Source organism: Draconibacterium mangrovi (assembly GCF_010586825.1).
Taxonomy (GTDB): Bacteria; Bacteroidota; Bacteroidia; order Bacteroidales; family Prolixibacteraceae; genus Draconibacterium; species Draconibacterium mangrovi.
On the sequence record NZ_JAAAGB010000009.1, the window covers coordinates 47,649 to 62,061 of the forward strand.

The window sequence follows — 14,413 nt, forward strand, 5'->3', positions numbered from 1 at the left end:
GTATTTTAGACAACAAAAATTTTATTGATGTGAATCGCATTAAGGTAGTGCTTGAAGAGAAAGGTATTAAACAAACCTGGCTGGCTGGGAAACTTGGAAAGAGCTACAATATGGTTAACTCCTATGTACAAAACAGACAACAACCACGACTCGAAGTGTTGATGCAAATTGCAGAAATATTAGATGTTGATGTTAAAGACCTGATTGTCTCAAACAAAAGTTATATATGAATGAGGCAAAAACACGAAAAGAAATTATAGACAACCGTTTAAAACAGGCGGGCTGGATTGTTAGTGACCGGTCTCAGGTGATAGAAGAATTTGACATTATCGTTGATAAGGATCTGGCAAAGGAATCTTCGACTCCATATAACGGGCATCAATACAGTGATTATGTTTTACTGGGGAGAGACGGCCAACCATTGGCGGTTGTAGAAGCTAAAAAAACATCGGTTGATGCAGCAATCGGCCGGGAACAGGCTAAACAATATTGCTACAACTTAGTAAATGCACAGGGAGGTGAACTTCCTTTCTGTTTTTATACCAACGGACATGATATTTTCTTTTGGGATTTGGAAAACTATCCGCCAAAGAAGGTATATGGATTTCCTTCCCGAGATGATTTGGAGCGTTTCTTATATGTTCGCAAATCAAGAAAGGCATTGGCAGGTGAGCTAATCAATACAAAAATTGCCGGACGTGATTACCAGATCCGATCTATCCGCGCCGTGATGGAGGCCATTGAAAAACGGAGACGAAAGTTTTTGTTGGTTATGGCAACAGGTACCGGAAAAACAAGAACCTGTATTGCGTTAACCGATACTTTAATGCGCGCCGGATGGGCAGAAAGGGTTTTATTCCTGGTTGACAGGATTGCACTTCGCGACCAGGCTTTGGAAGCTTTCAAAGAACATTTACCCAACGAACCCCGTTGGCCTAAACAGGGAGAAAAAGAAATTGCAACCGACAGGCGGATTTATGTTTCAACTTATCCGACCATGCTGAACATTATAAGGGAAGAAAATAAAACACTTTCACAGCATTTTTTCGACTTGGTTGTAATTGACGAAAGCCACCGAAGCATTTACAATACCTATCAGGAAATATTGGATTATTTCAGTACAATAACGCTTGGATTAACAGCCACTCCAACCGATGTTATCGATCACAACACCTTTGAAATATTTGAGTGTGAGGATGGCGTTCCAACATTTGCCTATTCTTATGAAGAGGCAGTAAATCATATACCGCCATATTTGTGCAATTTTCAGGTAATGAAAATTAAAACCAAATTTCAAGACGAAGGAATAAACAAACGTACGATCTCATTAGAAGACCAGCAAAAACTAATTCTAGAGGGCAAGGAAATTGAAGAAATAAATTACGAAGGAACCGACCTTGAAAAAAAGGTGATCAACAGGGGAACAAATGCCCTGATTGTTCGTGAATTTATGGAAGAATGTATCAAAGATACTAACGGTGTTTTGCCGGGCAAAACGATATTCTTTTGTATTAGTAAAGCGCATGCCCGGCGGATTGAAGAGATATTTGATTCACTTTATCCGGAATACAAGGGGGAGTTGGCTAAGGTTCTGGTTAGTGAAGACCCGAGAGTTTACGGCAAGGGCGGATTGCTGGACCAATTTAAACACAATGATATGCCTCGTGTAGCTATTAGTGTTGATATGCTGGACACTGGAATTGATGTTCAGGAGCTGGTCAATCTTGTATTTGCTAAACCCGTTTATAGTTATACAAAATTCTGGCAAATGATAGGCCGGGGAACGCGCAGGCTTGAGCGCGGTAAACTGAAGCCGTGGTGCACCGAAAAAGACGCTTTTCTTATTCTTGACTGTTGGGATAATTTCGAATATTTTAAATTAAATCCGAAAGGGAAAGAACCCAAACAGCAAATTCCTTTACCTGTTCGGTTGTTTGGTACCAGGTTGAGCAAAATAGAAGAAGCTCAAAACCAAAACGAAACAGAAATTGCAGTAAAAGAGATTGTAAAGCTAAGAATGCAGGTTGAAACACTTCCTATAAACTCGGTTGTTATTATTGACGCATTGAACGATTTGCAACGTTTGAAAGATGAAAATTTCTGGAATAACCTTACTGCTGATAAAGTTGAATTTCTGGATTCAGTTGTAAAACCATTGTTCCGAACAGTTTCCGATTCCGATTTTAAAGCCATGCGCTTCGAAAAAGATATTGTTGAAGTTTCGCTTGCTCGCTTGCAAAAGGATGAAGAAAAATACGAAACCATCAGGGAAAGTATCGTTGAAGAAATTGGCGAATTGCCTTTGAGTGTGAATATTGTAGCCAAACAACAGGAATTGATTCAAAAAGCACAATCCAATCATTTTTGGGCAACGATTAACGAGGATAAGTTTGATGAGTTGATTGAAATAATTGCTCCTTTAATGAAATTCCGCGAATTGGTTATTACATTGCCGCCAGCCAAATTTAACCTGAAGGACATTGTTTCAGGAAAGGAGAAAGTTGAGTTTGGCCCTCAACATGAAGCTTTAAGCGTAGCAAAATACCGCGAACTGGTAGAGCAAAAAATAAATGAGTTGGTTTCGTTCAACCCGCTATTGAAAAAACTGAAACAGGGGGTGGAAATTACCCCCGAAGAAGCCGAACAATTGGCCGAAGATTTACACAACGAGCATCCGCACATTACTATTGAATTGCTACGTAAAGTGTATGACCACCGTAAAGCCCAGCTGGTACAGTTTGTCAAACATATTTTAGGAATCGAACTGCTTGAAACATTTTCGGAGACGGTTACAAAGGCTTTCGATGATTTTATAAACCACCACACGTATTTAACCAGCCGTCAATTACAATTTTTGGATTTATTAAAGAACTTTGTCCTGGAGAAAGGGGAAATTACCAAACGAAACCTTATCGAGTCACCGTTTACAATGATCCATCCCGAAGGAGTACGGGGTATTTTTACTGCAAAAGAAATTGACGAGATAATTGAATTAACGAATAAAGTACTGGCTGCATAATGGCAAAGAAAAAAATATTCATAAGTAGTGTTCAACGGGAATTTGAAGCTGAGCGAAAAGTTCTGTACGATTATATTTATGCCGATCCTTTATTAGGTAGATTTTTTGAACCATTTATATTTGAAGCTCTTCCTGCTATTGACCAAAGGGTGGATAATGTGTATTTACGTGAAGTGGAAAACAGTACCATTTACCTGGGATTATTCGGGAAAGAATACGGTTTTCAAAATCATGATGGCGTATCTCCAACAGAACTGGAATTTAATCATGCAACCCTGCATCATCTCACCCGCCTGATATTTATATCATCCCACCCGAACAACGAACGGCATCCTAAAGAATTGGCTTTAATCGAAAAAGCCCAGGGAGTTGTTGTGCGAAAGAAAATTGCGGGAACAGACGACCTTAAAGCATCGGTTTATGCGGCGTTGGTACGTTATCTTGTTGAAAAGGAAATTATTCGCTCCGGTCCTTTTGATGCATCAGTAAATGAAAAGGCCGATTTGAATGATATCGATACTGAAAAAATCAAATGGTTCGTCAGGCTTGCCCGTGAAAAAAGAGGCTTTGCCTTGCAGGAAACTGATTCAGTTGAAAAAATACTGACCCATTTAAATCTTTTCGAAAATAACAAACCTGTAAATGCGGCTTTATTGTTGTTTGGGAAACAACCTCAGCGTTTTTTTATCAGTTCGGAAGTAAGATGTGTTGTATTCCGCGGGACAAAAATGGAAAAGCCAATTCCATCGTATAAAGTGTATAAAGGAACTGCTTTTGAACTCGTTGATCAAACGGTAGAATTTATTCTGTCGAAACTGGATTATAGTGTGGGAACCCGCCAAACAAATGTTCAGGCTCCCGGCGCTTATGAAATTCCCAAGGATGTAATTGCCGAGGCTGTTGTTAATGCTATTGCACACCGCGATTATACAAATAACGGTAGTGTTCAGGTTATGCTGTTTCGCGACAGGCTTGAAATCTGGAACCCCGGTTCTTTACCCATGGGATGGACGGTGGAAAAACTTAAACAGTTGCATAGTTCGGTACCTGCAAATCCGTTAATGGCTGAACCTTTGTATTTAACCGCTTATATCGAACGATTGGGGACCGGTACTTCCGATATGGTCCGCCAATCAAAAACGGCAGGATTAAAGGAACCGCAATTCATACAAGCTGAAGAATTCAGGACTGTATTATACCGCCCTTCGTATTTGCAGACTACCGAACAAGTACCGGATAAGCACCGGACAAGTAACGAAGAACTACCGCAGGAGTACCGCAGTACCTCCGTAGAAGTTCGGAATTTAATTGCGGTACTGAAAAATGAAATGAACCGCCAGGAGTTACAGGACAAGTTGGAACTTAAACACGAAGGGAATTTCAGGGATATTTATCTGGTACCGGCTTTACATGAAGGTTGGGTAGAAATGAAGTACCCGCAAAAAAACCATCCAAAACAAAAATACCGCCTTACCGAAAAAGGTTTGGCGTTGCAAAAATTACTTCGAAACGAAAAATAATCATGCTTCAGAATAACAGCACATTAAAATCATTAATCGACCGTCTTTGGCAAAACTTCTGGGAAGGTGGCATTGCCAATCCGCTTACTGCAATCGAGCAGATAACCTATTTGCTTTTTATGAAACGCCTCGACGATTTGGAGGCCAAACGCGAGCGCGATGCCGATTTTACCGGCGAAGCATACAACTCCCGCTTTAAAGGCGAATTTACCATTCCCGGCACAACCGAAACCATTGATAAAAACGAATTACGCTGGAGCGTGTTTAAACACAAACCGGCCAATGAAATGCTGTTGCATGTGCAAACCAAAGTCTTTCCTTTTATGAAAGGCTTGAACGGCGAAACATCCGCTTTTACAAAGCACATGGAAAACGCCGTTTTTATTATGCCCAAAGCCAGTTTGCTGGTTTCGGCCATTCACGTTATTGAAGATATCTTCAAAGAAATTGAACGCGATGCCACCGAAGGCGGACAAGCGTTTCAGGATATACAGGGCGATGTATATGAAATGCTCTTAAACGAAATTGCCACCGCCGGAAAGAACGGGCAATTTCGCACTCCCCGGCACATTATTAAATTAATGGCCGAACTGCTTGCGCCACAATTAGGGCAGCGCATTGCCGACCCGGCATGTGGCACCGGAGGTTTCCTTTTAGGCGCTTACCAATACATATTGAGCGACCTGGTTCGTAAAAAAGAACCATCGAAACTGATAACAGACGAAGATGGTTTTGAATGCGCCGCCATTAGCGCCGTTTTAACCCGGGAAGTGAAGGAAATACTCGACCAGAGTTTTTCGGGTTACGACATTGATACCACCATGGTTCGCCTTGGAATGATGAACCTGATGATGCACGGCATTGACGAACCCTTGATTGACTACAAAGACACGCTGAGCAAAAGCTACAACGAAACCGGCGTGTACGACATAATCATGGCCAATCCTCCATTTACAGGTAATATCGATAAAGGCGACATTAACGAAAGCCTGCAACTGCCCACCACCAAAACCGAGCTGCTTTTTGTGGAGCGTATTTTTCACATGCTGAAAATGGGAGGAACAGCCGCCGTAATTGTTCCGCAGGGTGTTTTGTTTGGTAGCGGAAAAGCCTTTAAAGCTTTGCGCCAATCGTTAATTGAAAAAGCCGAACTAAAAGCCGTTATCGCCATGCCAAGCGGAGTATTTAAACCTTACGCCGGAGTTGCCACTGCCATTTTGCTTTTTACCAAAGGCGGTGAAACCAACAACGTTTGGTTTTATGGCATGGAAAACGATGGTTACAGCCTCGACGACAAACGCAACAAAATTTCCGACAGCGATTTGCAGGATATTGTAGAACAATTTAATAAACGTGTCAGCCTGAGCGAAGTCGAAGGCGACAGGAGGGGTAAGCACTTCTTTGTTCCCAAATCCGAAATTGAAGACAATGCCTACGACCTGAGTTTTAGCAAATACAAAGAAGAAGTGTACGAAGAAGTAGTTTACGAAAAACCCGATTTAATTATTGCGAAACTGGAAAACATAGAGAGTGAGATTGGAAAAGGATTGGCAGAATTGAAAGGATTGATGTAATGAAGTTTGAAAAATTAGGAAATAAAATCAAACAGATTAGAGGAATATCTTATAAACCTAATCAAATTTCAGATTCTCCAAAGGAAGAATATATGCCGGTTCTAAAGGCAAATAACATAACTCCAGATGGTTTGGATGATCGTAATTTAATTTTCATTTCAAATAACAATGTAAAAGAAGAACAAATAATTAAGCGAGGTGATATATTATTGGCTGCATCTAGTGGTAGTAAAAACATTGTTGGTAAAAACATCTATTTTAATAAGGATTATTATGGCTCTTTTGGCGCATTTTGCAAATTAGTTAGACCTGATAATACTATTAGTTCAGAGTTTTTGTCTCATTTTTTCCATACGGATACTTATAAAAACCATATAAGAAATTCCATTCAAGGAGCAAATATTAACAACCTTAAAAATGAACATGTTGACAATTTAAGAATTCCTGTAATCCCGTTTAAAGCCCAACTCCACATCGCCAACATACTTTCCAAAGCCGAAAGCCTTATCGCCCAACGCAAAGAAAGCATCCGCCTGTTGGATGAATATTTAAAATCGGTGTTTTTGGAGATGTTTGGAGACTCAGGGATTAATAATAAGAAATGGGAAACGAGAAAAGTAAAGGAACTTTCGTTGCGGTTTTCTGATGGTCCATTTGGATCAAACCTTAAAACAGAGCATTATTCAGATAAAGGAATCCAAGTAATTCGTTTACAAAATATTGGTATTAATAACTTTATTGAAGAAGATGTAAAGTATATCGATGAAATTCACTATGAAAATGTATTGTTTAAATATTCATGTTATCCGAATGATGTGGTTATTGCAACAATGGGAGCACCGAATATTCGGGCTTGTATTATTCCAAGAAATATTAAAATATCAGTGAATAAAGCCGATTGTGTGGTTTTTAGACCCAATCATAAATTTGTAAATCAGTTTTATATATCCTATTTATTTAACCAAGAAGGCTTTTTACATTTAGCATCGTCATTTATACATGGACAAACAAGAGCAAGGATTTCATCTGGTCAAATTGCGAAAATTGAGGTTCCTGTTCCTCCGCTTAAACTCCAAACCCAATTTGCCAAAATCGTAGAAAAAACCGAAGACCTTAAAGCCCACTACCAACAAAGTTTACAGGAGTTGGAAAAACTATATGGCAGTTTGAGCCAAAAAGCGTTTAAGGGCAAGCTGAGTATAAAAAATGAAAATTTGTTGTTGGCTGCAGAGCCAAATGTAGAATATAAAAAAAAGAAAATCATGCTTACCAAACAAGAAGCTTTTTTAAGAAAATTAATGTTGGCATCGCACATTATCAATGAATTATGCGAAGAACCTACTTTTGGGCATACCAAACTGATGAAACTGTTATACTTAAGTGAACAGGTTGGTGGAATGGCACTGCAAACCAATTATAAAAAGTTTGCAGCAGGTCCTTTCGACGGCAAAACACTTACCCTAATTGACTTGGAATATGAAAAAAATGGTTGGTTTTCGATTGGGAAAAGAAATTTTGCTGTTAATGGAAAACAAAGAAAAGCAACGATATATCAAAGGACTGAGAAATCATCGCTGTATAAAAAGTACTTTGATAGTTACTTCGCTGAAGAAGCAGAAATTATCAATAAACTGATTTCATTGTTCGCACAGGAAAAAACACAAACATCGGAGATCGTTGCAACGCTTTATTACGCGTGGAAAGAACAGAAAGAAAATAATGTACTAATATCGGAGCAATCATTAATAAAAGGTTTTTACAAATTTCATAAGGAGAAAAGGAAATTTACAGAAGAACAAATAAAAGAAGGTTACCAATTTATGATGGAACACAAAATATACCCTGATTAGCACCTTATTCTTAATAGGATATTGTGAATTTGTGAGAATATTGCCAATAAGATCAGAGAAAATCCACCTCTATTTTCACAATTTACACTATACGTGTATTTTTTAGACTTACACTTGGCGCTATTGATTCTATTTTGCATATTTGCATTATAATTGTAAATATTAGAATTAGAAACAATGAAAGAACACTTTAAAAAATTCAATGAGGAGATAAAACTAACCTCAAATCAGAGAGAAGATGCAAAATCAAAATACACTAACGTGTGTAAAACTTTGCATAATGCCTACTATGAATCTATCTATGATGGAAAAACAAAGCTATTGTTTGGTTCATACAAAACTAAAACCAATACAAGGCCTTTAACAGAATTGCACGATGTAGATGTAATTTTTAAAATTACTCAGGAAACATTTGATAAGTTTTATAGCTACCAGAGTAATGGACCAGCAGCTTTATTGCAGGAAATAAAGGATATACTGAAAAAAACTTACACTACAACCGATAAAATACGGGGATGGGCAAAAGTCGTTTTGGTTAAAATGGCAGACAATACTCATAATGTAGAAGTTCTTCCTGCTTTAGAAAAAGAAGATGGCACTTTTACAATTCCAAATTCAACGAATGGAGGAAGCTGGGAAAATTTTGATCCACGTAAGCAAATTGGAGAATTTCAAGCATCAAACAATAAAACCAATGGGCTGACTGCAGAATTGGTAAGAATGATGAAATCATGGAAAAGAAATGTTCCATCAATGGATTATCCTTCTCACCTATTAATAAATGATGTTATAGGCTTTCTAAAACTCGAATTTACAGATGGTGCGGAATATGACGATTATCAAGAAGTGGTTAAAAACCTTTTTGACTATATTAAAGCGCGTTGTTATGATGAAAGTAGGAAAAGTCATATACAATCGGCCTACAACAGAGCAGTAAAAGCCATAGAATATATGGATGAGGATAAACAGAAAGAAGCATCGGACGAATGGCGTAAGATTTTCGGTGATAAATTTCCGAAAGAAAAGGAGAATCACCACAAAAAACATAAGCATGTCGTTCCTCCAATTATAAAACCGGCATCACCATGGAGCAGATTAGGTTAAGCAAAGAAGATATTAATTTTCTCGAAGAAAAATATCCAGGGTTAACGTATACCGAAACAGATAATAAAATTAAAGGTGTTTTAAGTTTCTATCGTTCGTATAATGAAAAACCTGTTAAAGGAAAATATTCGATTGAGTTTAAATTGGAATACAGTAGTAATAGTATTTTGCCTAAAGTCAGGGAGACTGAGGGCAAAATACTAAATATCGCAATAAGGAAGAAACTACCTTCAGTTGCAGATATTCATTTAAACAACTTAAATGGAGAGTTGTGTTTAATTTTTCCAATTAAAGAAAAGATGTTCTATCCGAATGGTTTCGAGTTGAAACGATTTTTAAACCATCTAGAAGAACACTTTTACTGGGTTACATATTTTGATAGATATGATAAAAAACCGTGGAAAGATGAACCACATAACAAAGAAGAAGCTTTAATAAAAGCTGTAAAGGAAAACAAATTATATAGAAAAGATCTACAAGCATATTTAGAGGCTAAAGGTAAAAGGAAGTATAGTCGTCAGGAATTTAGACGTTTTTTAAAAGCAAATAAATTGTTATGAATCAACTATTACTATCTACTACGAAACATTTTTTTGCACAATGTGTGTTTATGAACAGCATACATTATAAAGCATACGACAGATTAGAGAAAAAACAAAATTTTTATAGGAATATTACTGCCTGGATTTCGGGAAGTACACTTATTCTAATAATATTGGAAGTTGTTTCGTTCCATGCTTTTTCTGATAAAGAAACGATAAACACAATTTTATCGGTACTCTCTTACGTTGGATTAATTCTGACTGCAGTGAGTTTACTTTTTACAATGTTCCATAAAGAAGATATTTCAGAAATAAAAATAAACCATCGATTAGCTGCAGAAACATACAAGGAATTAAGAGATTCCTATTTGTTATTGATTGAAGAGATTGCTAGTAATGATAATAATTTATCAGAATTACGAAATAAATCAAGGGAATACCAAAAGCAATATAGTAACATCGGAAAATACTCACCAACAACAACATACAGTGATTATCAAGCTACACAGAAAGGGCTCGGGTTAGATGGAAATTCGAATGAAGAATTTACATGGAGCGATGAAGAAATTAATCGTTTTTTACCAAAAAAACTTAGAGTCAGTTAGTGCAACAAAAGCTTTGTTCCTACGTTTAATTATATATTTTTGCAAAAAAAAAGTAAATTATAGAAATAGAAGCATGATACAATCCCTTTCTATAGAAAACTTTCTCTCATTTAAAGATGAGGTAACTATAAGTTTTGAAGCAACCAGAGATACTCATCTGGAGGATTTTCATTTAGTTGAAGTTGCTAAAGGTATCCGGCTACAAAAATTAGGAATAGTATATGGTTATAACGCTTCTGGGAAATCAAACTTAATTAAAGCATTCGAATTTTTGAACAGTTTTTGGTTGAGTATTGCCGACAGCAAAGACGAAGCTACAGGAATAATTCCGTTCATGTTAGACAATGAAAGTAGAAATAATCCCTCGTCTTTTAAACTTACATTTTTTCAAAACGGCATCAAGCACCGTTATTCATTGAAAATCACCGATGATATTGTAGTAAGCGAGAAGTTAGAATACTACCCTGGTGTCCAACCTGCTATGATTTTTGACCGAAAATTTGAAAAGGGAATTTCAAAAATAGTTTATGGTCCGAAAATCAAAATAAGTTCTATTGAGGAAAAGGAGATTGCCATAAAATGTATTCCTAATATTTCAGTTTTTGCTTCATATATTCAGGTAAATACAGTGATTAATGAGATTGAACTTGTTGTTGATTGGATACGGACAAGAATTATGCAAACGATTGAGCCCTTAACTGTTTTGCAGAAATTTTCGGAAACCCTTGTAGGCGAAGACAAAAGCTTTAAAACGTATGTTCTTGATTATTTACGAGAAGCTGATTTTAACATATCCAATATTAAAAGCGAAAAAATAGAGGAAGAAATTCCCGAAGAATTTATTGCAAGAGCAAAAATGATTGGAATACCGGAAAATGAACTGGCAAGGCTTGAAAAAGAAAAAGTAATCAGGATAACTGATACAGAATTTGAACATTCTGTTATTAATAAAGGTGAAGAACAACGGCATTTCTTACCCATTGACTGGCAATCTGACGGGACAAGACGTGTTTTTGGTTTATCCGGGGCAATTTATAAAGCAGTTGAACGGAATGCCTTTCTACCGATTGATGAAATTGAATCAAAACTTCATCCAAGGTTAGTAGAATATATTTTGGAAAAATTTCTAAAAGAATCTGAAAATGCACAGTTGTTAATTTCTACGCACTATGATAACCTATTTGATGAAGATGACCTACTACGGAAAGACAATTTTTGGTTTACGGAAAAAGGAGAAGACGGAGCAACAAAACTTTATCCATTAAGTGGGTTCACAGGTTTAGGTAGGATTTCTTCACTTCAAAAAGCTTATAAATTTGGGAAATTTGGTGCTGTTCCAAATATTGATTAGCCTGTATGAAGCTTCGAGAATCAATATACGTAATAGGTGAAGGGTTAACCGAAAAGTACTATTTTCAACATCTTAAAAAATTAAAATTTTATTCTTGTGTGGTCCGTCCAAGGTTCTTTTCAAGCAAGAATAGCATTTATTACCTTGAAAAAAGAACAAAAGAATTATTATCTGCTGATGTAAAAGTAATTTGTGCTTTTGATGCGGATGTCTCCCAAAGGAACAAAGAAGAACAATTGAAACTGCAAAGATTTATTGCCAAGTATAAAAATAATGACAAGGTAATTCTTTGTGATAGTCTGCCATCTATCGAATTTTGGTTTTTATTGCATTTCAAAAAAACGAATAAACATTTTGAAAACTACAATGCAATAAGAGATGAATTGAAGAAATATATTACAGACTACGACAAAACAGAGAAATATTTAATGCAGGATAAATGGGTAAAAATTCTTATACTTAAACAAGAAAAAGCTATTGACAATATTAAGAGATTAAAACAAAATAATATTTCATATACAAATATTTATAAAGCGATTGAAATTCTTGAGAAATAGAATACTTCTGTCGTAAATAAATTTGTAACCTCATTAGGCTATCAAATATGCCCAAATTTACCAACGAAGTAATCGAAAAGAAAGTTACTTTCGAACATTTAATAACCACAAATTCCGCTATCGGAAAGACCCCGAGTTTGAAATAACCGATAATTTCACCACTTCGATAAGCGCCGTTAAAAACCGAAGAAGCATCATTAAACTGGATGAGAATTTCCACCTATCTGTCCACGACAATCGAGATTTGGTTGAACAAGAATTTGATGAAAAAGAAAAATTCTATAAAGTTTATTATCAGCAAGAAAAATAATAGGAGCAAAAAATCTGGGATAAAGATTGATCCCTTAATTTTAATCGCAAAAATACAGGAGTACCATGGACAAACAACAAGGTTAAATCCGCTGGATTTGATTCAGAATCTTCCTTTTAGTTCCTAAAACAAAAAGCGTATTCCAAATCAAAACCTTGCCTGAAGTCCCTGCTATCCTGTGAATGGTAAGCAATAAAATTATTGTTTAACAATTTAAAGCTTACTGTTATGAAAATCGATTATTTCAAAGTTTCCGAGATTAAAGTGTCTTATACTGACAAAGTAAAAGCATCAGAAAGACCTCAAATTGGCGCATCAAAAGATGCTGCTCATATTTTCAAACACATTTTTAAAGATTGTATTCAGCACCATGAAGAGTTTTATGTAATGCTGTTAAATCGTGGCAACAAAGTTCTTGGTGTATCCTGTATTTCAAAAGGTGGAATTTCCGGGACCGTTGTCGATGTAAAAATAATTCTGCAACTGGCTTTAAAAGCAAACGCATCTTCTTTGATTGTTTCTCATAATCACCCGAGTGGTAACCTTACCGCAAGTGCGGCTGATGTAAAAATTACCGAAAAACTAAAGAATGCCTGTCAGCTTATCGATTTAAGTCTTCTGGACCATCTGATTGTTACAGATGAAAGCTATCTGAGTTTTGCTGATGATGGATTGTTATAAATCCACTTCATAGAAAACAAGGGCTACTCGTATTGAGTAGCCCTTGTTTTTTGTGCTTTAAGTTTCCCGACAACCTTTGTTTCCCAGCTCATTGTTCTTTACAATACAGTCAGGATTCTACCCTGTGATTTTCAAAAACAATTCTTGTATCAAATGATTAATGAACGGGGATAGTACACGAATCATAAAAAATGAAAATTTGGATTAAAAATATTTTCTATCTTTTAAGGGCCATATACATATACTTTAATACACTTATAATGAAAGACGTATTCCGTTTTAATGAATTCTTTATTCATCAAAGATTAATTCTTCAGCTCCTGGACTCCTATCATAAAACGATTCTATCGACATTGCTTCAAAATACTAAATATTATGATGATCACCTGAAACAAACCTTTATTAACGATTCATTTACTGAAGTTATAACGAAATATTTTGCAGCAAAGAAAATTAAATCTCTGGAAGAATTATTGATAACCAACTCTAAACTAAAAAAGGGGCAAGTAATCTGGTTTTATAATAATTTTTATTTCAAAGGGATTGTAAAGGCAAGTAAAGATTTTGAAAAAGGGAAATTACCAGCTTACGCGGAATTTCACATCCATCTCAAAAGATATAATAAAACCATAAAGGGGAAATACAACTATGAACACGTGCATTGGTGTAGTGCAACAGACAGGTTATCTGGACATAAAAGTAAATTCGTAGTGGCATATATTGATGGAATACAAAAAAATGAAATTGTATTAAGGCCAATGTTTATTAGTGATCGATTCTTGAAAGATGAAATTTTATATGAATATGATTCACCTTCATTAAAACTTGATATTAGTGAAATTGACGAATTTAATCAAGTAGAATGTGTTCCTCATGATTACGAAGAACTTGATATTCAAAAGAACAAGGATATTTCAGAAGAAAGAATTAAACACTCAATTGCAGAAATATTATATGAAAATAATATTCCTAAAGACTGGGGAGGAGAATCTTCGGATTTATTTACCAATCATATTCATATCGATGGAAAAAGATACAATGCTGCGTTCTTGCTAAAAGGACCATCAAAATTCCATCAACTGACAGTTAAAGATTTAGGTGTTAATGGAAATCAAATTGTTCGACTGTTTGATGAACCAGCGGAAATATTAGTTCTACAACACTGCCACTATATTAAAGCGGAGATTTATAAGACCATGGATGCGTTTGCATCAAGATTTGATAATATTAGGAGGTATTGCATTATTGATGGAATTGATACGCAAAGATTATTGATGGCTTATGAGAAAATATAGGAAGG

12 protein-coding genes are annotated in these 14,413 nt (G+C 36.0%); all 12 read left to right on the forward strand.

Translation table 11 applies throughout. The annotated features are described in order from the left end of the window. Positions 1-29: 29 nt before the first annotated feature. The 12 genes from G4420_RS18860 to G4420_RS18915 all read left to right on the forward strand — a co-directional run bounded on the left by G4420_RS18860 (position 30) and on the right by G4420_RS18915 (position 14,408). Positions 30-230: a helix-turn-helix domain-containing protein gene (locus G4420_RS18860; protein ID WP_163325504.1), complete on the forward strand. Its 201-nt coding sequence runs from the start codon at positions 30-32 to the stop codon at positions 228-230. Beyond that, positions 227-3,019 (forward strand): type I restriction endonuclease subunit R, encoded by a 2,793-nt coding sequence (locus tag G4420_RS18865; RefSeq protein ID WP_163325505.1) that lies wholly within the window; start codon positions 227-229, stop codon positions 3,017-3,019. The genes G4420_RS18860 and G4420_RS18865 overlap by 4 nt, the downstream gene beginning before the upstream one ends. After that, positions 3,019-4,539, forward strand: coding sequence for a Fic family protein (locus G4420_RS18870; protein WP_163325506.1), 1,521 nt, complete (start codon positions 3,019-3,021; stop codon positions 4,537-4,539). Before G4420_RS18865 ends, G4420_RS18870 begins: the two co-directional genes overlap by 1 nt. Positions 4,540-4,541: 2 nt before the next feature. Next, positions 4,542-6,113 (forward strand): type I restriction-modification system subunit M, encoded by a 1,572-nt coding sequence (locus G4420_RS18875; protein ID WP_163325507.1) that lies wholly within the window; start codon positions 4,542-4,544, stop codon positions 6,111-6,113. After that, the gene (locus tag G4420_RS18880) at positions 6,113-7,963 is read left to right on the forward strand and encodes a restriction endonuclease subunit S (RefSeq protein WP_163325508.1); all 1,851 of its coding nucleotides are present in this window, start codon (positions 6,113-6,115) and stop codon (positions 7,961-7,963) included. The genes G4420_RS18875 and G4420_RS18880 overlap by 1 nt, the downstream gene beginning before the upstream one ends. A 177-nt stretch (positions 7,964-8,140) precedes the next feature. Beyond that, on the forward strand, positions 8,141-9,067 hold the full coding sequence (locus tag G4420_RS18885) for a nucleotidyltransferase domain-containing protein (RefSeq protein WP_163325509.1): 927 nt from the start codon (positions 8,141-8,143) through the stop codon (positions 9,065-9,067). After that, a complete protein-coding gene (locus G4420_RS18890; RefSeq protein WP_163325510.1) occupies positions 9,049-9,627 on the forward strand; it encodes a hypothetical protein in 579 nt (192 codons plus the stop codon). The genes G4420_RS18885 and G4420_RS18890 overlap by 19 nt, the downstream gene beginning before the upstream one ends. Further along, positions 9,624-10,214, forward strand: coding sequence for an SLATT domain-containing protein (locus G4420_RS18895; RefSeq protein ID WP_163325511.1), 591 nt, complete (start codon positions 9,624-9,626; stop codon positions 10,212-10,214). The genes G4420_RS18890 and G4420_RS18895 overlap by 4 nt, the downstream gene beginning before the upstream one ends. Then, on the forward strand, positions 10,147-11,565 hold the full coding sequence (locus G4420_RS18900) for an AAA family ATPase (protein WP_163325512.1): 1,419 nt from the start codon (positions 10,147-10,149) through the stop codon (positions 11,563-11,565). The genes G4420_RS18895 and G4420_RS18900 overlap by 68 nt, the downstream gene beginning before the upstream one ends. 5 nt (positions 11,566-11,570) lie before the next feature. Beyond that, on the forward strand, positions 11,571-12,122 hold the full coding sequence (locus tag G4420_RS18905; protein WP_163325513.1) for an RloB family protein: 552 nt from the start codon (positions 11,571-11,573) through the stop codon (positions 12,120-12,122). A gap of 538 nt (positions 12,123-12,660) precedes the next feature. Next, positions 12,661-13,113 carry a JAB domain-containing protein gene (locus G4420_RS18910; RefSeq protein WP_163325514.1) on the forward strand — a complete coding sequence of 151 codons (453 nt, stop codon included), beginning with the start codon at positions 12,661-12,663 and terminating at the stop codon, positions 13,111-13,113. 260 nt (positions 13,114-13,373) lie between these two features. Next, positions 13,374-14,408, forward strand: a complete 1,035-nt coding sequence (locus tag G4420_RS18915; protein ID WP_163325515.1) for a hypothetical protein — start codon at positions 13,374-13,376, stop codon at positions 14,406-14,408. The last annotated feature ends 5 nt before the right edge of the window (positions 14,409-14,413 follow it).